Here is a 21,011-nt window from a genome sequence, read left to right as displayed (position 1 = left end):
GGTTTTCCCGGTGGTGGGCGGGGGAGGGAGCAGGCGTGCCCAAGGTGTCCTCGGTGATCGTCCCGTACGCGACGTACCTGCGCGTGTACGAGCCACTGGCCGCCTTCCCCGAGCCGGAGCGCAGCCACTGGGCGCGCTACGCCCGGCGCGCCGACCGGCCGTCGTACCAGGACGAACTGCGGCGCTCCCTGGCCGACTTGGTGCCCACCCCGCCGATCCCGGTGCCGGTGCACGAGAGCGGCGAGGCCTTCGTGCTGGAGGCCGACGGGGTGCTGTGCGTGTGCCCCTGGCGCACCCGGCTGCGCGGCTGGCAGGCGCTCCAGGAGCTGCCCGAGGAGCTGCCGAAGCCGGTTCTGGACGCGGTGCTCCCGGAGGTCGTACGACGCCAGGCGACGCAGGACTACGAGCGCTGGCTGGTCCGCAACCCGGACGCCCGCCCCTGGATCCGCACGGCGACCTGGCAGGTGCCGCTGCACTGGTTCGTGCTGGTGTCGGACGCCGAGCGGCGCTTCGACAAGGGCTCCGGCGAGATCCCTCCGATGCTGCGCTACCAGACGCCGATGGTGCAGGCGCGGCGGCGGGTGGCGCGGGCTCTTCGGGCCCTGAGGGACGGCATCGACGAGGGGCCGCTGATCGACGGCCTGGTGGACGTGGGGCGCTGGCTGGAGGAGTTCCACCCGCGCTCGCTGGTGGAGCTGGACTACGGCGGCCTGGTGCACACGCTGCCGGCCGGTGAGCTGGAGGACGACCACTCCGCGGCGGACGTCGCCGAGGGCATCGAGGCGCTGCGGCAGGGTGACGGGGTGGCCGCGGGGGCGGCGTACGCGCGGCTGGTGGAGCGCTGGCGGGCGGTCCGGGACCGGCGCTCGGCCAACTGAGACCGGCTTCAGGTAACGAACTGACGTTTGACGAATCGCCCGTTTTGGGGTTTCGTCCTCGCACCGAAGTGTGCTCTGTGTTTCCTGAGGTTTCGTCAACATGGGACGTAGGTCCCGATCCGGGCGTTCATCTCAAGCTGTGCCAAGCGTGACGGACCGCACTTACGCGGCCCTTGCGTCCCTTGCCCCTCCTCGTGCCAAAATAGGACAAGGAGTCCGGGGAGGGCTCCGTCCGTCCCGGTGCGTACCACTGTGGGCGGAATCTCAGCATTGCACGCTTTGGGGGGTCTCGTGGCTCCTGATTGTCCTGTGACTGATCGTCACAGTGACGTGACTGTCCGCTATGGCATGGTCCATCGGCTTCCGTCGCTGATGAACAACTGGAGGGGCAATTCCATCGGTTTGGCCGACGCGGCTGGACAGATGGTGTAGTTGTAGTGCCGAGGACAAGCCGTTCGTCCTATAACCGACTCGACCCGCGTCCACCATTTCGGGCAACGCGGGTCAAGGTGCAGAATTTAGAGGAAAGAACCGAGAAGGTTCGGTTCTCCCGAGGAGGCCGCTCATGACCGCTCGCACCCCTGATGCCGAGCCGCTGCTGACCCCGGCTGAGGTCGCCACGATGTTCCGCGTCGACCCCAAGACGGTCACGCGGTGGGCGAAGGCCGGAAAGCTCACTTCGATTCGAACGCTCGGCGGGCACCGCCGCTACCGCGAGGCGGAGGTCCGTGCGCTGCTCGCGGGCATCCCGCAGCAGCGCAGCGAGGCCTGAACAACTGCATAACCGGGCAAACCGGCAGTTCCCCCAACTTGCCGCAGCGCCCGGACCCTAGCTCCAAGCGACGCGGGGTCTGCCCCAACAGGCTCCACGCCCACGCTCTTCAGAGCTTTCCGAACAAGCAACAGGGTGCGTCGTCGATCGCGCTGGACTCCGCCGGGTCCAGCGCGATCTTTTTTGTTCGCGCGGTGAACCCGGACCGGGACTCTGTGAGTGGCCTTGTCGGAGTCTGGGGAGGGGTGTCGGATCTCCTGTGGGGGTCCGCTGGGGGCGCCGGGCGGGAGCCTCCCGGAGGGGTCCCCGAGTGGTGCAATTGCACATATAAAATTGACCACTTGTAGGTGGGGTGTAAGTACCGCGGTTTCAGAAACTCATGCGGTGACACCCGTCACATGGCGCGGTCCTTGTTGGCCTCGGCATACGTGCGCTAAAGGAGGCACGCGGTCCAGATTCCCATGGCGGAGCGGGGGTTGGCGGGCGTTGGCGGTGGCCGACGGTCAGGCGCCGGCGGCGGCTTCGTCCTCGACGCCCTCGTCCGGGATCTCGGCGACCCTCGGCGCGTCCAGCGCCAGCCGCAGCAGGTGGTGGCAGATCGGGCAGTGGCGGGTCAGATGGCCGTACGACGAAGCGGCCGACAGATGCGCACGGAGCAGGGCCCGTGTCTCGTGCCTGACCGACGCCGCCATACGCCACCTCCACGGGGCCGAACGGGGAACGGCCCTGTCTTCTGGGTACCGATGGAAATTGACGGCGTCAAGAAGGCGTGGGGCTCCGCCGGGCGCCGGTGTCGCCGTCCCGGAGGCCCGTGCGGAGCCGCACGCTGCAGTGACCGCCCCCTGGGGGCTGCGCCCCGGCCCCCCGCTTCGGCCTGAACGGCCTCTTCCTCAAACGCCGGACGGGCGGAGATGCTGCGGCCGGGCTGAGGAGGGCTGAGATGCTGCGGCCGGGCCGAGATGGCGTGCGGGGGCATGAAGAGGGCCCGCACCTTGTCGGGTGCGGGCCCTGATCGTTCTCGTTCTCACTGCGGTCCTGACGGGATTTGAACCCGCGGCCTCCACCTTGACAGGGTGGCGAGCACTCCAAACTGCTCCACAGGACCAGGTTTCGCGGCGCTATTAGTGCGTTGCGCTGCGAGAAGAGACTGTACAGGAGGGTGAGCCCGCTGGTCGAACTCACCCAGGGTGTGCGGGTGGTTACGGTGCGGCGGCGTCGATCGCCTTCACGATCCGCTTGTCGGAGACCGGGTACGCCGTCCCCAGCGCGTGGGCGAAATAGCTGACCCGGAGCTCCTCGATCATCCAGCGGATGTCCAGGACCGTGGAGGGGACCGGGCGGCCCTGGGGCATCTGCTCCAGCAGCCACGCGTACTCGTCCTGCATCTCGTGGACCTTCTCCATGCGCGTCGTGTCCCGCTGGACGCCCGTCGGCATCTGCTGGAGCCGGCGGTCCGCGGCCACCAGGTAGCGCATCAGGTCGGGCAGGCGGCGCAGACCCGCCTCCGTCACGAAACCCGGCTTCACGAGGGCGTCCAGCTGCTTACGGACGTCCTGGAGGTTCGGGAGCAGCGCGGGGCTGCGTACGGCCTTCAGACGGCGCTCACAGGCCTGCCAGGCCGCCAGGACCTGCTGGACCTGGCCCACCGTACGGACCGTCGTGTCCACGATCTCCGCGCGCACCTTGTCGTACAGCTTCCGGTACGACTCCTCGTCCCACGCCGGGCCACCGAAGTCCCCGATCAGCCTGTCCGCCGCCGCCATCGCGCAGTCGTCGAAGAGGGCCTGGATCGAGCCGTGCGGGTTCGCGGACAGGGCGAGCTTCTGGGCGTTCGTCAGCTTCTCGGACGCGAACTTCGCGGGATTGACGGGGATGTTGCGCAGGATCAGCCTGCGGGTGCCCCTCCACATCGCCTCCGCCTGCTCCGCCTCCGTGTCGAAGAGGCGGACCGAGACCGTGTCGCCGTCGTCGACCAGCGCCGGATAGGCCTTCACCGGCTGGCCCGCCCTGCGCGTCTCGAAGACGCGGGTGAGGGAGCCGATCGTCCAGTCCGTCAGACCCGTGCGCTCCAGGGACTCGCTACCGGTGCGCTCGGCGGTGGCCGCGGCGGCCTGGGACAGGGCCTTGCGGGCCTTCGGCTTCAGCTGGAGCCGCAGCGCCTCCAGGTCCTTGTCCTCGGCGAGCTTGCGCCGCCGCTCGTCGACGATGCGGAAGGTGATGCGCAGATGGTCCGGCACCTTCGACCAGTCGAAGTCGTCCGCCTCGAAGGGGACTTTGACCATGCGCTTCAGCTCGCGCGCCATGGTCACGGTCAGGGGCTCCTGGAGGGGGACGGCCGTGTCCAGGAACCGCTTCGCGAAGTTCGGTGCCGGCACGTAGTTGCGGCGGATCGGCTTCGGGAGCGAGCGGATCAGCTCGGTGACGAGTTCCTCCCGAAGGCCCGGGATCTGCCAGTCGAAGCCCTCGTCGGTGACCTGGTTGAGGACCTGGAGCGGGACATGGACCGTCACACCGTCCGCGTCCGCGCCCGGCTCGAACTGGTACGTCACCCGGAACTTCAGCGGTCCCTGCCGCCACGAGTCCGGGTAGTCGGCCTTGGTGACCGCCTCCGCCGACTCCCGGATGAGCATCTCGCGCTCGAAGTCCAGGTACTCCGGCTGCTCCTGCCGCTTCCGCTTCCACCAGGAGTCGAAGTGGGCGCCGGAGACGACGTGTTCGGGCACCTTCTGGTCGTAGAAGTCGAAGAGCGTGTCGTCGTCGACCACGATGTCCCGGCGCCGGGCGCGGTGCTCCAGCTCCTCGACCTCGCTGAGGAGGCGGCGGTTGTCGGCGAAGAACTTGTGGTGCGTGCGCCAGTCGCCCTCGACGAGCGCGTTCCGGATGAACAGCTCGCGGCTGACCTCCGCGTCGATACGGCCGTAGTTCACCTTCCGCTGGGCCACGATCGGCACGCCGTACAGCGTGACCTTCTCGTACGCCATCACGGCCGCCTGGTCCTTCTCCCAGTGCGGTTCGCTGTACGTCCGCTTCAGGAGGTGCTCGGCGAGCGGCTCGACCCACTCCGGCTCGATCTTCGCGTTGACGCGGGCCCAGAGACGGGAGGTCTCGACGAGTTCCGCGGACATGACGAACCGTGGCGGCTTCTTGAAGAGGGCCGAGCCCGGGAAGACCGCGAACTTGGCGTTCCGGGCGCCCAGATACTCGTTCTTCGCGCCGTCCTTCACGTCCTTCATGCCGATGTGGGACAGGAGTCCGGCGAGGAGGGAGACGTGCACGCGGTCGCCGGGGGCGTCCTCCTCGTTGAGGTGGATGCCCATCTGCTTGGCGACGGTTCTCAACTGCGTGTAGATGTCCTGCCATTCGCGAATGCGCAGGAAATTGAGGTACTCCTGCTTGCACATCCGCCGGAAGGAGCTGGAGCCGCGCTCCTTCTGCTGCTCGCGGACGTAGCGCCACAGGTTGAGGTAGGCGAGGAAGTCGCTCGTCTCGTCCTTGAAGCGGGCGTGCTGCTGGTCCGCCTGGGCCTGCTTGTCGGCGGGGCGCTCGCGCGGGTCCTGGATGGAGAGCGCGGCCGCTATGACCATGACCTCGCGGACACAGCCGTTCTTGTCGGCCTCCAGGACCATGCGGGCCAGACGGGGGTCTACGGGCAGCTGGGCGAGCTTGCGCCCGGTCTGGGTGAGCCGCTTGCGTACGTCCTTCTCCGCCGGGTCCAGCGCGTGCAGCTCCTGGAGCAGCTGCACGCCGTCGCGGATGTTGCGGTGGTCCGGCGGGTCGATGAAGGGGAACTTCTCGATGTCGCCGAGGCCGGCCGCGGTCATCTGCAGGATGACCGAGGCCAGGTTCGTACGGAGGATCTCCGCGTCCGTGAACTCCGGACGGGCGAGGAAGTCGTCCTCGGAGTAGAGGCGGATGCAGATGCCGTCGGACGTACGGCCGCAGCGGCCCTTGCGCTGGTTGGCGCTGGCCTGGGAGATCGGCTCGATCGGCAGTCGCTGGACCTTGGTGCGGTGGCTGTAGCGGGAGATACGGGCGAAGCCCGGGTCGATGACGTACTTGATGCCCGGGACGGTGAGGGACGTCTCGGCGACGTTCGTGGCCAGAACGATCCTGCGCCCGGTGTGCTGCTGGAACACGCGGTGCTGCTCGGCGTGCGAGAGGCGGGCGTAGAGGGGCAGGACCTCAGTGCCCTGCCCATCAGCGCCTCCGGCGCGGGGGTAGTTCTTCTTCACCAGCGCGTCCGCCGTGTCGCGGATCTCCCGTTCGCCGGAGAGGAAGACGAGGATGTCGCCCTTGCCCTCGCCCTGGAGCTCCTCGACCGCGTCGCAGATCGCGGTGATCTGGTCGCGGTCGGAGTCGTCGCCCCCGGAATCGGATACCGCCTCTTCGAGGAGGGGGCGGTAGCGGACCTCGACCGGATACGTCCGCCCGCTGACCTCGATGACCGGTGCCTCGCCGAAGTGCCGGGAGAAGCGCTCGGGGTCGATGGTCGCGGAGGTGATGACGACCTTGAGATCGGGCCGCTTCGGCAGCAGCTGCGCGAGGTAACCGAGCAGGAAGTCGATGTTGAGGGACCGCTCGTGGGCCTCGTCGATGATGATCGTGTCGTAGGCGCGCAGCTCGCGGTCGGTCTGGATCTCGGCGAGCAGGATGCCGTCCGTCATCAGCTTGATGAAGGTCGAGTCCTGGTTCACCTGGTCGGTGAAGCGCACCTTCCAGCCGACGGCCTCGCCGAGCGGGGTGTCCATCTCCTCGGCCACGCGCTCGGCGACGGTACGGGCGGCGATACGACGGGGCTGGGTGTGCCCGATCATGCCGCGCACCCCCCGCCCGAGCTCGAGACAGATCTTGGGGATCTGGGTGGTCTTTCCGGACCCGGTCTCACCGGCGACGATGACGACCTGGTGATCGCGGATGGCCTCCGCGATGACGTCCTTCTTCTGGCTGACCGGCAGCTGCTCGGGATAGGAGACGGCGGGGACCCGGCCGCGCCGCTCGCCCATGCGCTCCTCGGCCTTCGCGATCTCCGCCTCGATCTCGGCGAGGACGGCGGCCTGGGCCTCGGGCTTACGGATCTTGCGCGCGCCTTCGAGCCTGCGCCCGAGCCGGTGCGCGTCGCGCAGGGACAGCTCGGTCAGGCGGGGGGCGAGGGTGCCGAGGGCCGGGGTGGCGGGGGCAGGGTGCGTAGACATACGCGATCCAGGATCTCATCCCGGAGAAATCCGTGGCGAACGATTTGTGCCCGGGGGCCGGGCAGGGGCGGTTCAGCCGGTGCGCTCAGCCGGTCCGCTGCCCCGGAGGTGCCGTGGGCGCGGGCGGCTGCTGCCGCAGGCCGCCGTCCCCCAGCGCGATGGACCTGGCGGTGTTGGAGACCGCCTTGATCCCGAGATAGGCCGTGGTCATGCTGCTCACCGCGGTGAACGCGGCCGTGAGCACCCCCACGATCACCGACTTGTCCCCGTCGAGTCGCCACACCCCGAAGACCGCCACCCCCGCGATCGCGAGATTGCTGATCACCACGGCCAGCAGCCCGTACCGGGCCCGGTCCTTCTCCAGCTCGACATCCCGAATGGCCCTGGCCTCGTCCCGGCTCATCGTCCCGCGCCCCCCTTGGCCCTACGCCGACCAGCCAGAACGTAGCGCCGCACCGCAGCGCTGCCAAGCGGCCTGACCGACAACCTCAGCGGGGGCGCAGCTCGGCGATCCGCGCGTCGACCTGCTTCCGGTCGTAGCCGCGGCGGGCGATGTCGAAGGCGGGTGGTGCGGTGGGGGCGGTGCCCGCCGTGAGGAGCCGGAGGTACTCGTCGACCTGGGAGCGGTCATAGCCCCTCCGCACGATGTCGAAGCCCCGGAAATCCTGGCTGCCGTCTGTCACCAGTGCCCTCCACTCAACGTATGTACAACCCGTGTCCGTACGGTGTGGCCGGGGACGGGGTCGAACCGGCGACCTATCGCCCGCGGCCCCCACCTTGGCAGGGTGGCGGGTGGTTGGTGTGAGTGGGGCCTGGAACGGTGCAGGTGGAACGGGCAGAGCCCCCGTCCGGATGGACGGAGGCTCTGGGATTGTGGCTGGGGCCGGGGTCGAACCGGCGACCTATCGCTTTTCAGGCGATCGCTCGTACCAACTGAGCTACCCAGCCACGAGGCTTCCGAGGAAACCTCAGCGGTCCTGACGGGATTTGAACCCGCGGCCTCCACCTTGACAGGGTGGCGAGCACTCCAAACTGCTCCACAGGACCAAGCTGTTGCGTACGACAGTGTCGCACACGGTGTTGCGTGCCCCCAACGGGATTCGAACCCGTGCTACCGCCTTGAAAGGGCGGCGTCCTAGGCCGCTAGACGATGAGGGCGAACAGCCAGTACCGCTCTGCTTCGTCTTCGCGTTCCCGAAGGGGACGTGAGAAGCATGTGACTCCGCTTTCCCCCGAGGGGTTCCGCTTCTCCTTCGCTTCGACAGAAGCTCGGGACGGTCAAGCCCTGACCGGCGCCCTTGGGCACGAACAGACTGTACTACGTGGCCTGGACGCGGACCAAACCAGATAGAAAGGGGGGCTCAGGGCTGGTTCTCCTTCGGGAGGTGGCGGCTGACCTCGGCCGTCGTCAGGCCCAGGCCGCCCAGTTTGATCGCGTCCCAGGCCTGGAGGCGGCGGGTGTCGCGGTCGAAGTAGAGGATCGAGGCCTCGATGGGGGCCGGGTACCTGTGCTCCAGGGCGCGCAGGCCGCTGCCGCCCGTCGAGCCCTCCATGCGCAGCCGGGTGCCGTGCGGCAGGATCTCGTCGCCCTCGTGGTGCAGGTGCCCGCACAGGACCAGCGGCACCTCGCCGTCCACCCTGCGGGCCGCCGAGGGCTCGTGGGCCATGGCCACGTCGACCGGGGTGCCCGCGTTCTTATGGTCATTCAGGGCCGCGGCCAGGCGGGCGCCGGCCAGTTCCTCCGACTGGGCGGCTCCCAGCACCTTCGAGCGGTCGGGGGTGAACTGCGGGTCGCCGATGCCCGCGAACCGCAGGCCCGCGATGGTCTCCGCCCGGCCGTCGTCCAGGACGTGCACGTTCTTCATGCGCTGCAGATAGCGCTGGGTGATATTCGAGTCGTGGTTGCCGCGGACCCAGACGTACGGCGCTCCCAGGTCCGCGATCGGGTCGAGGAAGCCGTTCTCCGCCGCCGAGCCGTGGTCCATCGTGTCGCCCGTGTCGACGATCACGTTCACCTTGTACTGGTCCACCAGCGAGGCGATGATCTTCCAGCTCGCGGGGTTGAGGTGGATGTCCGAGACGTGCAGGACGCGGACGGTGGTCGGGTCCGGCTGGTAGGCCGGGAGGGTGGACGTGACGTCGTAGAGCTTCGTCACGTTGGTCACCAGGCGGGCCAACTCCTTCTGGTAGACGTCGAATTCGGTGACGATGTTGCGGGCGTTGCCGACCAGGGAGGGCGCGGAGGAGAGCAGGCCCGAGTACTTCGGTTCGAGGACGGATTCGGGGTTCCAGGTCGCGTACACCGAGGCTCCGCAGGCCATGAGGAGGGCCAGGGCGGTGCCGCCGGCGGCGAGGGCGCGGCGGGGGCGGCGGTAGACCGCGAGGCCCAGGACCGTGGCGCCCGACACGACGGCGACGCAGGAGCGCAGGGCCACGTCGAGGGTGCCGTGCTCGACGTCGTGGACGACCTCGTCCTGGAGGCCGGAGAGGCGTTCGGGGTGGTCGACCAGGGCCTGGGCGCGGACCGGGTCGAGCTGGTCGACGTTCACGTCCAGGCGGAGCGGCGCCTGGTGGCTGTTCAGCTGCAGCGCGCCGAGCGGCGAGATGTTGATCTTCGTGCCGCCGCTGACGGACGGACGCAGGGTCATGGTCGTGTTCATGGGGCCGACCGGGACCCGAACGTTGCCGACGACCAGCAGCCCCAGCCAGGCGCCGAGCAGGACCACGGCGGCCAGCCCCAGGGCGCGGGGCCAGGGGTGCGGCTGCCGGACCAGCTCAACGGCCGGTTGGGGGCGGCGTGCGCGGTAGTGGCGGGCGAGGGTGCGCGGGGACTTGCGTATGCGGCTCAGGACGGTGGCGGCGATGGCGGGGACGCGGGCCATTGGTCCCGTATGCCCAAGTGCGGGGGCGGATATGCGGGTGGGTCCATGACTCTCGTACGGACGCGTCGTGGCCGACAATGGGCCTGTGCTGGAGATGACGCGCGAGGAGTTCGAGGAACTGGTCGCCGAGGCGCTCGACCGGATCCCGCCGGAGTTGACGCGGCTGATGGACAACGTCGCGGTGTTCGTCGAGGACGAGCCGCCGGCGGACGATCCCGAGCTGCTCGGGCTGTACGAGGGCACTCCGCTGACGGACCGGGGTGAGTGGTACGCCGGGGTGCTGCCGGACCGCATCACGATCTACCGGGGGCCGACGCTCAGGATGTGCGCGTCGCGGGAGGACGTCGTCGCGGAGACCGAGGTCACCGTGGTGCACGAGATCGCGCACCACTTCGGGATCGACGACGCGCGGCTGCACGCCCTGGGATACGGGTGACCGGGGCGCGTGTCCTCTTGTGGGCGGCGGGAGTTGGGCAGGTTGACTCCTTCCCTCGCCTCGGAGGTGGCTTCCCGTGCGCCGCTTGTACGTACCCGTCCGTCTGGCCGCCACGGTCATGGCCGTCGCCGCTGCAGCCGGCTGCATGAGTGTGGGCGAGGACGGGGGAGGCGGGGGCGCGAAGCCGTCGCACTCCGCGGGGCAGCGGGGCGGCGAGGGGCCGGACGGGGCGGCGGGGCTGTCCGGCAGGGGCGTCGGGTCCGGTGTCACCGCCGACGGCAAGCACAAGGGCGGCAAGCGGGAGAAGGGCAAGGACGGGAAGTCGGCGTCCCCGTCGGCCTCGCCGTCCGCGGGGGACGGCAAGTCCGCTCCTCCGGCGGGCAAGCCCGGGAACGGGAAGAGCGAGCAGCCCGGGGTTCCCGCGCCGACCGTCGCGTCGCCGACCCCGACGCACACGGCCGACCCCCAGCCGACGCCCACCGAGCAGCCGACCCCCGCCTCGCCGGAGCCGACGGTCGCCGAGCCGTCGTCCTCGGCGCACGAGGAGTCGCCGCAGATGACCGAGCGGGAGCCGGCTCCGACGGCGGGGTCACCCGCGTAGGGACGTGACGAGCGTCTCGGGGGCTCGGTTTGCCTCGGGGGGTACAGGGTGCGTATGGTGGTAGATCGTTTGATCCCATTGCCCGGCGCCATTGCAGAGAGCGCCGCGTGGCGCGTTCTCTCCCTTGCCGTGGCTGACCGCATAGAGGCGGTCGTATTGCGAAATCACGGAGTTGACGGGCGCGTGCCGACGAGACTCCGGAAGGTTTCGCTTACGCATGTCCATTTCCAGTACTGATCACGTCGTCGTGCCCGAGAACGAGGGCACCGAGGACGTCACCGAGGCCACTCCCGAAGTCACCTTCGCGGACCTCGGTCTCCCCGAGGGCGTGGTGCGCAAGCTCGCCCAGAACGGCGTGACCACCCCCTTCCCGATCCAGGCCGCGACCATCCCGGACGCCCTGGCCGGCAAGGACATCCTCGGCCGTGGCCGCACCGGCTCCGGCAAGACCCTCTCCTTCGGTCTGCCGGTCCTGGCGCGTCTCGCCGGCAGCCGCACCGAGAAGCACAAGCCGCGCGCCGTCATCCTCACCCCGACCCGTGAGCTCGCGATGCAGGTCGCGGACGCCCTCCAGCCCTACGGCGACGTCGTCGGCCTCAAGATGAAGGTCGTCTGCGGCGGTACGTCGATGGGCAACCAGATCTACGCCCTTGAGCGCGGCGTCGACATCCTCGTCGCCACCCCGGGCCGACTGCGCGACATCATCAACCGCGGCGCCTGCTCCCTGGAGAACGTCGAGGTCGCCGTCCTGGACGAGGCCGACCAGATGTCCGACCTGGGCTTCCTGCCCGAGGTCACCGAGCTGCTCGACCAGATCCCGGCCGGCGGTCAGCGGATGCTGTTCTCGGCCACGATGGAGAACGAGATCTCCACGCTGGTCAAGCGCTACCTGGTCGACCCGGTCTCGCACGAGGTCGACAGCGCCCAGGGCAACGTCACGACCATGTCGCACCACATCCTGATCGTGAAGCCCAAGGACAAGGCGCCGGTCACCGCCGCCATCGCCTCCCGCAAGGGCCGCACCATCATCTTCGTCCGCACGCAGCTGGGCGCCGACCGCATCGCCGAGCAGCTGCGCGAGTCCGGCGTGAAGGCCGACGCGCTGCACGGCGGCATGACGCAGGGCGCGCGGACGCGCACGCTGGCCGACTTCAAGGACGGTTACGTCAACGCCCTCGTCGCCACCGACGTCGCCGCCCGCGGTATCCACGTCGACGGCATCGACCTCGTGCTGAACGTGGACCCGGCCGGCGACCACAAGGACTACCTGCACCGTGCGGGCCGCACGGCCCGTGCCGGTCGTACGGGAACGGTCGTCTCCCTCTCCCTGCCGCACCAGCGCCGCCAGATCTTCCGGCTGATGGAGGACGCGGGCGTCGACGCCGGGCGTCACATCATCAACTCCGGTACGGCCTTCGAGCCCGAGGTCGCCGAGATCACCGGTGCTCGTTCGATGACCGAGGTCCAGTCCGAGTCCGCGGGCAACGCGGCTCAGCAGGCCGAGCGCGAGGTCGCCCACCTCACCAAGCAGCTGGAGCGGGCGCAGCGGCGCGCGACCGAGCTGCGCGAGGAGGCCGACCGCCTCGTCGCCCGGGCCGCGCGCGAGCGCGGCGAGGACCCGGAGGCCGCGGTCGCCGAGGCGCAGGCCGTGGTCGCCGAGGCCGTCGAGGCTGCCTCGGCGTCGGTGCCCGAGCAGCCCGTCGCGCAGGACGTCGAGCGGGCGCAGGCTCCGTCGTCGTACGAGCGTCGCGAGCGTCGTGACAACGACCGTGGCGGGTTCCGCCGCGATGACCGTCGGGACGACCGCGGTGGCCGTTCCTTCGAGCGTCGGGACAACGACCGGGGCGACCGGGGTGGCTTCAACCGCGACCGCGACCGCGACCGTGGTTTCGAGCGTCGTGACAACGACCGTGGCGGGTTCCGCCGCGATGACCGTCGCGATGACCGTGGTGGCCGTTCCTTCGAGCGTCGTGACGACCGTGGTGGCCGTTCGTTCGAGCGTCGTGACAACGACCGTGGCGGCTTCCGCCGTGACGACCGTCCGTCCGACCGTCCCGCCGGCCGTTCCTTCGAGCGTCGTGACGACCGTGGTGGCCGTTCGTTCGAGCGTCGTGACAACGACCGTGGCGGCTTCCGTCGCGACGACCGTCCGTCCGACCGTCCCGCCGGCCGTTCCTTCGAGCGTCGTGACGAGCGCGGTGGGCACCGCGGCAGCGACCGTCCCTTCAACCGGGACCGCCAGGGCGACCGCCCGGGCTTCCGCTCCGGCGGCCACGAGCGTCCCTACGGCCGCCGTGACGACCACCGCGGCACCGGCACCGGCACCGGCGGCTCCTCCTTCGGCCGTCGCGACGACAAGCCGCGCTGGAAGCGCAACGGCTGACCTGCTTCAGCTGATCTGATTCAGCGGTGAACGCCGTGGCCCCCCGTCCCACCGGACGGGGGGCCACGGCGTTTCCGCTGTCCCGGGTGGCTTGGAAGCCAGTTGGAAAACCTTTTACCGGGCCGTGAACTCCCTGTACGATCAGCTGACTTCTGAGGCGAATGTGACGGCCGGGGGGCCTGGGCACCGGACATCGGGTGCGTGCGCGACGCCTCGTTCTTCGGGGAGGGACTTCTTGGCCCGTCATGGCTTCGTACGTCTGCGTCTGGTCGCCGCCTCGGCGGTGCTGGCCGCAGGCCTGAGCCCGCTGCTTCCGTCGTCACCGGCCGCCGCCGACACCGCGCAGGAGACGGTGGTGCCGGCGACCCTGCGCCCCACGTACACCTCGGGCGCGCTGTGGAGCGCGTCCACGTACAGCGGTCACGACGCGGCCGGGACGCAGGGCGTCTTCCACAGCCTGGAGGACGCCGGGCTGGTCTGGACGCGGTACGCCGACGGCACGTCCGTGCCCGTGACCCGGCCGAGCGGGAGCACGGTGAGCGGCGGCGGTGGTGACGTCATGGTCAGCCGCTACCCGGGCGGCAGGGTCGACCTGTGGAACGCGGTCGACGGCAGCACCCGGACGCTGCAGGCCCCCGAGGGGCTGAGCGTGCTCACCGGCTACCAGGACCTGGCGGTCGCCTACCGCAGCGTCACGGACGAGAACGGGACCACCTGGCGCGAGATGCACCTGCTGCTCCCGGACGCCGACGGCGGCACCCGGGACGTGCCGGTGACCGGTGTCCCGGCGGGGGTGAACCTCGGGCAGCCGGTCGGCGGGGACGCGGACGGGCTGCTGTTCCAGGGCGCCAAGGACGGCCAGTACCTGGCGGTGATGGTCGACCGGCACACCGGCCAGGTGCGGGACATGACCCCGCTGCGCACCAAGGTCTACCTCAAGGCCCAGGTCACCACCGACCACGTCGTGCTGTTCAACCCCAACGAGACGACCGTCCTGGTCTACGACCGCGCCGATCTCTCCGCGGCCCCCGCCGAGGTCACGCTCGCGGGCGGCGGCGTCAACCCGGAGCAGGACCTGGCCGTCGTGGGCGACTGGCTGGTGCACCGGCCCAGCGGGGGCACGAAGGTGTACGCCAAGGCGATCGCGGGCGGTCCCGAGGTGACGCTGCTGGCCGCGTCGAACTCCGGAGTCTCGGCCGTCTCCGACGGTACGGCTGTCGCCGTCGGCCGTACCGGCGCCGCCACCGACGACTGGGGCGTGCAGCGCATCCAGCCGGGTCCCGACGGCAGCCCGCTCGTCACCCTGGTCAAATCGCTGGCCAAGCCCCCGTTGACGATCCAGGGCATCTCGCTGGACCAGGGCAGGCTCGTCGTCGCGGACCAGGCGGGCGGCGTTCCGCGCGACGCCCGCGGCCGGACCGTCGCCGCGTCCGGCACCCCCACGTTCGGCGATCGCGACGACTTCACCGGTAACGAGGTGCAGGTGGGTTCCTGCGCGGCGACCGACGCCTCGTGCAGCGCGATTCAGGGTGTCGCCGACGGCCGGGTCGCGTGGCTCGTGCACGACTCGACGGGCTACCGGGTCAGGGCCGACGGGCCGGGCCCCGGCGACTTCTGGGAGCGGACCGGGCTGCCCGAGGGCGGGCGGATCACCGACGTCTCCGGCCGCTACCTGATCTACCGGACCGCCACCCAGCAGTTCGTCTACGGCATCGACGACTACACGACCTCGTCCCTCCCCGTCCCGATGGGTGCCGCCGCCCTGTCCGGAAACATCCTGTGGACCCCGGGCACGGCGCCGGGCACGCTCACCGCGTACGACGTGGCGGCGAAGCGCACCACCGAGACGCTGACCACCGACGCCGGCTGCACCCCCGGCGAACTCCGTGCGCTGGGGCGCTGGTTGTACTGGACGTGCGACGGCCGGGCGGGCGTGTACGACCGTACGGCGAAGAAGTCCGTGCCGGTGCCGGCCGGTGAGGCGGAGCTCGGTGACGGGTTCGTCGTCACGCACGACCGGGAGTCGGGGAAGCTGACCCTGACTACGGTCGCTGACGGCACCCCGCAGAGCCGGGTGATCGGCGAACTGCCCGACACCGGCGTCTCGCAGCGCGATGTGCGCTGGACGGTGGACGAGTCGGGGGCGAACGCCGCCTACGTCGACGACCAGGAGCGGGTCCACCTCGTCCCGTCCGGTGTCCCGCAGCAGCCGCTGCGGCTGCTGGACCCGCCGGTCAGCCAGGACATGGTCACCACCGACACCGAGTACCCCGAGCTCAATCCGCTCACCCGGGTGCTGCTGTCGAAGCCGGCCGCGGGCTGGCAGCTGACGGTGCGCAGCAAGGCGACCGGCAAGGTGGTCGACACCCGCGGCGGCGGTGAGACGCGCGGTGAGCTGAAGGTCGAGTGGTACGGCAGGACGACCGAGAACGTCCGCCTGCCGAACGGCGGTTACGACTGGGCGCTGAGCGTCGACCCGGCGGACGGCGTGGGCGCCCCGCTGCAGGTGAAGGGCTCCGTGCAGGTACGCAGGGGCGCGGCCGTCCACCGCGACCAGGTGGGCGGCGTCTGGGGCCTGCCGGACGGCATAGGTGACCTGCTGACCCTCAGCTCCTCCGGCGGGCTGGCCTTCCAGCAGGGCACGGGCAAGGGCACCTTCTCCGGGACGGTGACCGGGGTCGGCTGGCCGACGACGATCAGGCCGGTGCCGTTCGGCGACCTGAACGGAGACCGCTGCAACGACGTCCTGGTCCGGCTGAGCAGCGGCGCCCTGCGGGCCTACCGTCCGGACTGCGGCGGGGCGTTGGAGACGACGACGCCGTACACCTCGCTGGGCACCTCCGGCTGGAACCAGTACGACGTCCTCACCTCGCCCGGCGACGTGACCAGGGACGGCCGTCCCGACCTCATCGCCCGCAACGCCTCCACCGGCACGGTGTACCTGTACAAGGGCACGAGCACGGGGCAGCTGTCGGCGCGGGTGAAGCTGTACGGCGACTGGCGCGGCTACAGGAAGGTCGTCGGGGCCGGCGACCTGAACGGCGACGGGATCGGCGACCTGCTGGCGCAGGACAAGGCGAACACCCTGTACCGCTACTACGGCAGGGGCGACGGCACGTTCGGTGCCCGGGCGAAGCTGTTCTCGAACTGGGGCGGCTCGTACAACGCGGTCGTCGGCGTCGGCGACATCACCGGTGACGGCAAGGCGGACCTGGTGGAGCGGGACACGGCGGGGAACGGGTACCGCAACTCCGGTGACGGGAAGGGGTCGTTCGGGGGCAGGGTGAAGATCGCCTCCGGCTGGCAGGGCTACAAGGGTATTTTCTAGCCAAGTTGTGAGGTGTGTCACGCCCCCGGGGTGGGAATCGCTGGGGGCATGACAGATGACGCGATAGAGGGTGGGCTGTCGGACGAGGAACGGCTTGCCCAGCTCGGTTACACCCAGGTCCTCGCCCGTCGTATGTCGGCGTTCTCCAACTACGCCGTCTCCTTCACGATCATCTCCGTCCTGTCGGGCTGCCTGACCCTCTACCTCTTCGGGATGAACACGGGCGGTCCCGCCGTGATCACCTGGGGCTGGGTGGCCGTCGGCCTGATGACGCTGTTCGTCGGCCTGTCGATGGCCGAGATCTGTTCGGCCTATCCCACGTCGGCGGGGCTGTACTTCTGGGCGCACCGCCTGGCACCCCCGCGTACGGCAGCCGCCTGGGCGTGGTTCACGGGCTGGTTCAACGTGCTGGGCCAGGTGGCGGTGACAGCGGGCATCGACTTCGGCGCGGCGTCCTTCCTGGGCGCGTATCTGAACCTGCAGTTCGACTTCAAGGTGACGCCAGGGCGGACGGTCCTCCTCTTCGCCGGGATCCTGGTGCTGCACGGCCTCCTGAACACCTTCGGCGTGAAGATCGTCGCTCTTCTCAACGACATCAGCGTGTGGTGGCACGTGCTGGGCGTCGGGGTCATCGTCGGCGCGCTGGCCTTCGTGCCGGACCACCACCAGTCCGCGTCCTTCGTGTTCACGAAGTTCGTGAACAACACGGGCTGGGGCAGCGGTGTGTACGTCGTGCTCCTGGGCCTGCTGATGGCGCAGTACACCTTCACCGGCTACGACGCCTCGGCCCATATGACGGAGGAGACGCACGACGCGTCGACGGCCGGCCCGAAGGGCATCGTCCAGTCCATCTGGACCTCGTGGATAGCGGGCTTCGTACTGCTGCTGGGCTTCACGTTCGCCATCCAGTCCTACGACCAGGAGCTCGCCTCGCCCACGGGGGCGCCGCCGGCCCAGATCCTGCTGGACGCGCTGGGAGCCACGGCGGGCAAGCTGCTGCTCCTGGTCGTCATCGGCGCGCAGCTGTTCTGCGGGATGGCCTCGGTGACGGCCAACAGCCGCATGATCTACGCCTTTTCACGCGACGGCGCGCTGCCCTTCTCGCGTGTGTGGCACACGGTGAGCCCGCGGACCCGGACGCCCGTGGCGGCGGTGTGGCTGGCGGCGGCCGGGGCGCTGGTGCTGGGGCTGCCGTATCTGATCAATGTGACGGCGTACGCGGCGGTGACGTCGATCGCCGTCATCGGCCTCTACATCGCGTACGTCATCCCGACGCTGCTGCGGGTGCGCAAGGGCGACGACTTCGCGCGGGGGCCGTGGCACCTGGGCCGGTGGTCACGTCCGATCGGCATCGTCTCGGTGGCGTGGGTGGGTGTCATCACGGTCCTCTTCATGCTGCCCCAGGTCTCGCCGGTCACCGCGGAGAGCTTCAACTACGCCCCGGTCGCCGTCCTGGTCGTCCTCGGCTTCGCCGCGGCGTGGTGGGGGGCCTCGGCCCGGCACTGGTTCCTCAACCCGTCCCACGAACGCACGCGCGCCAGGGAGGCGGCACGCTCGGCGGTCCCCGGGGACGCTCCCGGGGGCGCTCCCGAAAAGGTCGATCCCTGACACTCCGGCTGGATCTTCCGCCTCCGGCGCGGCCGTGTCCCGATACCCGATCGGAGACACGGCCGTGTCCGGCTATGCTCGGGGAGGCAACATCGCCAGGGGCCCTTAGCTCAATTGGCAGAGCAGTGGACTTTTAATCCATTGGTTGTGGGTTCGAGTCCCACAGGGCCTACCGGTGGTGGTCGGGGGATATGACCTCTGACCTGCTATGCAGCGCCTGAGCCGGCTTCGGTCGGATCGGGCGCTGCTTCGTTTTCGGGCCCGTTCGTGAGTGATGCGTGAGCGGATGTGCTCAGCTCTGGCAGCCGCACCCCGACGCGTTCTTGGCTTCGGTGACGGTCAGGGCGGGGTCGGCCGAGGTCTCGGATGCGGTGCAACAGGCGTTGACTGTGCAGCACGCACTGTCCGAACTGCTCGCCTGCGAGGTCGTGTCGGAGGCCGCGGGCTTGGTGGCCCGGACGATCGCGGAGTGCATGCCGTCCGCGACGGAGTGCGTCGGGGTGAACTCGACGTCGGTGAATCCGGCGGCTTCCAGACCGGTGCGGTACTCGGTGAGGGACAGGGCGCCGGCGATGCAGCCGACGTAGTCGCCGCGTTCCGCGCGCTGTTCGGGAGTGAGCGCGTCCTCGGCGATGACATCGGAGACGCCGATGCGGCCGCCGGGCTTCAGGACGCGGAAGGTCTCGGCGAAGACGGCGGGCTTGTCGACGGACAGGTTGATCACGCAGTTGGAGATGACGACGTCGATCGTGCCCGCGGGGAGCGGAATCGCCTCGATGGTGCCCTTGAGGAACTCGACGTTGGTCGCCCCCGCCTTCTCGGCGTTGGCGAGCGCGAGGGCGAGCATCTCCTCGGTCATGTCCAGTCCGTACGCCCTGCCGGTCGGGCCGACGCGGCGGGCGGAGAGCAGTACGTCGATGCCGCCGCCGGAGCCGAGGTCCAGGACGCGTTCGCCCTCCCGGAGTTCGGCCACGGCCGTGGGGTTGCCGCAGCCGAGGGAGGCGGCGACGGCCTCGGCGGGCAGGGCGTCGCGCTCCTCGGCGGCGTAGAGGGTGGAGCCGAAGTGCTCGCCGACTTCGACCGGCTCGGGTCCGCAACAGCCGGTGCCGCCCTCGGTGACCTTCACGGCTGCGGCGGCGTAGCGCCGACGGACGGTTTCGCGCAGTTCGGTGGACTGCTCGCTCATGGCGTCACTCCTGGGAGAGATGGGGCATGGAGACGCCCCGGAACGGCTTGTATTGACGTTCATTGATGCAACCTTGCGCCTTGTATCGAAAGACGTCAACATAGAGGCATGTCGAAACAAGAGCTTGAGGTGCCCGGCCAGGACGCCGACTGCTGCTCAGGAGTGTCCGAGGCGCCGCTCGATGAGGAGCGGGCGGCGGAGCTGGCCAAGGTCTTCAAGGCCCTGGGTGACCCGGTCCGGCTGCGCCTGCTGTCGATGATCGCCTCGCGCGGGGAGGGCGGTGAGACCTGCGTCTGTGAGATGACCCCGGCCTTCGACCTTTCCCAACCGACGATCTCCCACCACCTCAAGCTGCTGCGCCAGGCCGGGCTCATCGACTGTGAGCGGCGTGGCACCTGGGTCCACTACTGGGTGCTGCCCGGCGCTCTGGACAAGCTCGCCGGATTTCTGACCGCGCCGCAGACCGCCGGAGCGGCTGCGTGACGGCCTCCCTGGGGCGCCGTGTCGCCGCCGAGGCGGTCGGGACCGGGTTGCTGGTGGCCGTGGTCGTGGGCTCCGGGATCCAGGCGACCGAGCTGTCGCAGGATGTCGGCGTGCAGCTGCTGGCCAACTCGCTGGCCACCGTCTTCGGGCTGGGCGTGCTCGTCCTGCTGCTCGGGCCGGTCTCCGGCGCGCACTTCAACCCCGCCGTCACCATGGCCGCCTGGTTCACCGGCCGCCGCACCGGCGCCGGGCCGAGCCTGCGGGAGGTCGCCGCCTACGTGCCCGCGCAGGTTGCCGGGGCGATCGGCGGCGCAGTGCTGGCCGACGCCATGTTCGCCGAGCCGCTGGTGAAGTTCTCCACCCACGACCGTTCTGCCGGCCACCTGTGGCTGGGCGAGGTCATCGCCACGGGTGGGCTGATTCTGCTCATCTTCGGCCTGGAGCGCGTCGGCCGCGCCTCGCTGGCTCCGACAGCGGTGGCCTCCTACATCGGGGCCGCCTACTGGTTCACCTCCTCCACCTCCTTCGCGAATCCCGCCGTCACGATCGGCCGTGCCTTCACCGACACCTTCGCGGGGATCGCCCCTGCCTCGGTCGCTCCGTTCATCGCCGCGCAACTGCTCGGCGCAGTACTCGGGCTCGGCGCGGTGGCAGTCGTGTACGGACGCCGGGTTCGCACGGCAGACGTCGTCGTCCCGCATGGCGAGCCCGAACTCGCCTCCTCCTGACCGCGCCTCCACCCGTAAGGACACCTGCCATGAGCACTGCCGCCCCGCGTCCGTCCGTGCTGTTCGTCTGCGTCCACAACGCCGGCCGCTCCCAGATGGGCGCAGCCTTCCTCACTCACCTTGCCGGTGACGGGGTTGAGGTCCGTTCGGCAGGCTCCGCTCCCGCCGACGAGGTCAACCCTGCTGTGGTCGAGGCCATGGAGGAGGTGGGGATCGACGTCTCCGCCGAGACGCCGAAGATCCTCACCACCGAGGCCGTACGGTCCTCGGACGTCGTGATCACTATGGGCTGCGGTGACACCTGCCCGGTCTTCCCGGGCAAGCGGTACCTGGACTGGCCACTCGAAGATCCGGCCGGTCAGGGGGCGGCCGCGGTGCGGCCGATCCGGGATGAGATCGAGCGGCGAGTACGGGGCCTGCTGGCCGAGCTCGGCATTCCGGCACCGTCGGCCTGAGCCCGGCAGCGGTGGCAGGCTCGGCGTATCCACACGTCGCCGCCCCCGGCGCCGGTGTGTCCGCGCCCCGCGAGATCTC

The 21,011-nt window shown here is 70.0% G+C and carries 16 protein-coding genes and 5 tRNA genes; 11 read left to right on the top strand and 10 right to left on the bottom strand.

Annotated features, from left to right (window positions below; all coding sequences use genetic code 11):
- The first annotated feature begins 35 nt into the window (after positions 1-35).
- Both LJ657_RS37070 and bldC read left to right on the top strand, forming a co-directional pair.
- Positions 36-878: a DUF8083 family protein gene (locus LJ657_RS37070; protein WP_232653336.1), complete on the top strand. Its 843-nt coding sequence runs from the start codon at positions 36-38 to the stop codon at positions 876-878.
- A gap of 565 nt (positions 879-1,443) precedes the next feature.
- Positions 1,444-1,650 (top strand): developmental transcriptional regulator BldC, encoded by a 207-nt coding sequence (bldC, locus tag LJ657_RS37065; RefSeq protein WP_003949541.1) that lies wholly within the window; start codon positions 1,444-1,446, stop codon positions 1,648-1,650.
- A 503-nt stretch (positions 1,651-2,153) separates the two neighbouring features.
- Here bldC and LJ657_RS37060 read toward each other — a convergent pair.
- From LJ657_RS37060 to LJ657_RS37020, 9 genes are all read right to left on the bottom strand, one after another.
- Positions 2,154-2,342, bottom strand: a complete 189-nt coding sequence (locus tag LJ657_RS37060; protein WP_232653335.1) for a DUF6274 family protein — start codon at positions 2,340-2,342, stop codon at positions 2,154-2,156.
- 338 nt (positions 2,343-2,680) lie between these two features.
- Positions 2,681-2,755, bottom strand: a tRNA-Asp gene (locus LJ657_RS37055).
- Positions 2,756-2,849: 94 nt separating this feature from the next.
- A complete protein-coding gene (gene hrpA / locus LJ657_RS37050) occupies positions 2,850-6,842 on the bottom strand; it encodes an ATP-dependent RNA helicase HrpA (RefSeq protein ID WP_232653326.1) in 3,993 nt (1,330 codons plus the stop codon).
- Between the two features lie 85 nt (positions 6,843-6,927).
- Positions 6,928-7,245, bottom strand: coding sequence for a hypothetical protein (locus LJ657_RS37045; RefSeq protein WP_232653325.1), 318 nt, complete (start codon positions 7,243-7,245; stop codon positions 6,928-6,930).
- A gap of 85 nt (positions 7,246-7,330) precedes the next feature.
- Positions 7,331-7,525, bottom strand: a complete 195-nt coding sequence (locus LJ657_RS37040) for a DivIVA domain-containing protein (RefSeq protein ID WP_232653324.1) — start codon at positions 7,523-7,525, stop codon at positions 7,331-7,333.
- 191 nt (positions 7,526-7,716) lie between these two features.
- A tRNA-Phe gene (locus LJ657_RS37035) sits at positions 7,717-7,790 on the bottom strand.
- A gap of 24 nt (positions 7,791-7,814) precedes the next feature.
- A tRNA-Asp gene (locus tag LJ657_RS37030) sits at positions 7,815-7,889 on the bottom strand.
- 38 nt (positions 7,890-7,927) lie between these two features.
- Positions 7,928-8,000 (bottom strand) — tRNA-Glu (locus tag LJ657_RS37025).
- Between the two features lie 203 nt (positions 8,001-8,203).
- On the bottom strand, positions 8,204-9,724 hold the full coding sequence (locus LJ657_RS37020) for a metallophosphoesterase family protein (RefSeq protein WP_232653323.1): 1,521 nt from the start codon (positions 9,722-9,724) through the stop codon (positions 8,204-8,206).
- Between the two features lie 85 nt (positions 9,725-9,809).
- On the opposite strand from LJ657_RS37020, the gene LJ657_RS37015 reads away from it, so the two are divergent.
- The 6 genes from LJ657_RS37015 to LJ657_RS36990 all read left to right on the top strand — a co-directional run bounded on the left by LJ657_RS37015 (position 9,810) and on the right by LJ657_RS36990 (position 18,252).
- Positions 9,810-10,160 carry a metallopeptidase family protein gene (locus LJ657_RS37015; RefSeq protein WP_013002436.1) on the top strand — a complete coding sequence of 117 codons (351 nt, stop codon included), beginning with the start codon at positions 9,810-9,812 and terminating at the stop codon, positions 10,158-10,160.
- Between the two features lie 76 nt (positions 10,161-10,236).
- On the top strand, positions 10,237-10,761 hold the full coding sequence (locus tag LJ657_RS37010) for a hypothetical protein (protein ID WP_232653322.1): 525 nt from the start codon (positions 10,237-10,239) through the stop codon (positions 10,759-10,761).
- Between the two features lie 217 nt (positions 10,762-10,978).
- Complete coding sequence (locus tag LJ657_RS37005) at positions 10,979-13,144, top strand: DEAD/DEAH box helicase (protein WP_232653321.1); 2,166 nt, start codon at positions 10,979-10,981, stop codon at positions 13,142-13,144.
- Positions 13,145-13,379: 235 nt separating this feature from the next.
- On the top strand, positions 13,380-16,472 hold the full coding sequence (locus LJ657_RS37000; RefSeq protein ID WP_232653320.1) for an FG-GAP repeat domain-containing protein: 3,093 nt from the start codon (positions 13,380-13,382) through the stop codon (positions 16,470-16,472).
- A gap of 48 nt (positions 16,473-16,520) precedes the next feature.
- On the top strand, positions 16,521-18,080 hold the full coding sequence (locus LJ657_RS36995; protein WP_232653319.1) for an amino acid permease: 1,560 nt from the start codon (positions 16,521-16,523) through the stop codon (positions 18,078-18,080).
- 99 nt (positions 18,081-18,179) lie between these two features.
- Positions 18,180-18,252 (top strand) — tRNA-Lys (locus LJ657_RS36990).
- A 120-nt stretch (positions 18,253-18,372) separates the two neighbouring features.
- Here the strand turns inward: LJ657_RS36990 and arsM are convergent.
- Entirely contained in the window at positions 18,373-19,266 is an 894-nt protein-coding gene (gene arsM / locus LJ657_RS36985; RefSeq protein WP_232653318.1) for an arsenite methyltransferase, read from the bottom strand.
- A 108-nt stretch (positions 19,267-19,374) separates the two neighbouring features.
- Between arsM and LJ657_RS36980 the strand changes: the two genes are divergently transcribed.
- Genes LJ657_RS36980 through LJ657_RS36970 form a run of 3 tightly spaced genes read left to right on the top strand, consistent with a single transcriptional unit; the run spans position 19,375 to position 20,932 of the window.
- Positions 19,375-19,749 (top strand): ArsR/SmtB family transcription factor, encoded by a 375-nt coding sequence (locus tag LJ657_RS36980; protein ID WP_232653317.1) that lies wholly within the window; start codon positions 19,375-19,377, stop codon positions 19,747-19,749.
- A complete protein-coding gene (locus LJ657_RS36975; RefSeq protein ID WP_232653316.1) occupies positions 19,746-20,477 on the top strand; it encodes an aquaporin in 732 nt (243 codons plus the stop codon). The genes LJ657_RS36980 and LJ657_RS36975 overlap by 4 nt, the downstream gene beginning before the upstream one ends.
- Positions 20,478-20,506: 29 nt before the next feature.
- Entirely contained in the window at positions 20,507-20,932 is a 426-nt protein-coding gene (locus LJ657_RS36970) for an arsenate reductase ArsC (protein ID WP_232653314.1), read from the top strand.
- Positions 20,933-21,011 lie beyond the last annotated feature (79 nt).

The organism is Streptomyces guryensis (assembly GCF_021261325.1).
Classification (GTDB): Bacteria; Actinomycetota; Actinomycetes; order Streptomycetales; family Streptomycetaceae; genus Streptomyces; species Streptomyces guryensis.
Note: the sequence above shows the minus strand (reverse complement) of the source record. Positions and strands in the feature narration are given on the sequence as shown.

Excerpts from the sequence above, each read along its gene's own strand:
- bldC (WP_003949541.1), top strand. The coding sequence starts at position 1,444 with ATGACCGCTCGCACCCCTGATGCCGAGCCGCTGCTGACCCCGGCTGAG.
- LJ657_RS37060 (WP_232653335.1), bottom strand. The coding sequence starts at position 2,342 with ATGGCGGCGTCGGTCAGGCACGAGACACGGGCCCTGCTCCGTGCGCAT.
- hrpA (WP_232653326.1), bottom strand. The coding sequence starts at position 6,842 with ATGTCTACGCACCCTGCCCCCGCCACCCCGGCCCTCGGCACCCTCGCC.
- LJ657_RS37045 (WP_232653325.1), bottom strand. The coding sequence starts at position 7,245 with ATGAGCCGGGACGAGGCCAGGGCCATTCGGGATGTCGAGCTGGAGAAG.
- LJ657_RS37020 (WP_232653323.1), bottom strand. The coding sequence starts at position 9,724 with ATGGCCCGCGTCCCCGCCATCGCCGCCACCGTCCTGAGCCGCATACGC.
- LJ657_RS37005 (WP_232653321.1), top strand. The coding sequence starts at position 10,979 with ATGTCCATTTCCAGTACTGATCACGTCGTCGTGCCCGAGAACGAGGGC.
- LJ657_RS36995 (WP_232653319.1), top strand. The coding sequence starts at position 16,521 with ATGACAGATGACGCGATAGAGGGTGGGCTGTCGGACGAGGAACGGCTT.
- arsM (WP_232653318.1), bottom strand. The coding sequence starts at position 19,266 with ATGAGCGAGCAGTCCACCGAACTGCGCGAAACCGTCCGTCGGCGCTAC.
- LJ657_RS36980 (WP_232653317.1), top strand. The coding sequence starts at position 19,375 with ATGTCGAAACAAGAGCTTGAGGTGCCCGGCCAGGACGCCGACTGCTGC.
- LJ657_RS36970 (WP_232653314.1), top strand. The coding sequence starts at position 20,507 with ATGAGCACTGCCGCCCCGCGTCCGTCCGTGCTGTTCGTCTGCGTCCAC.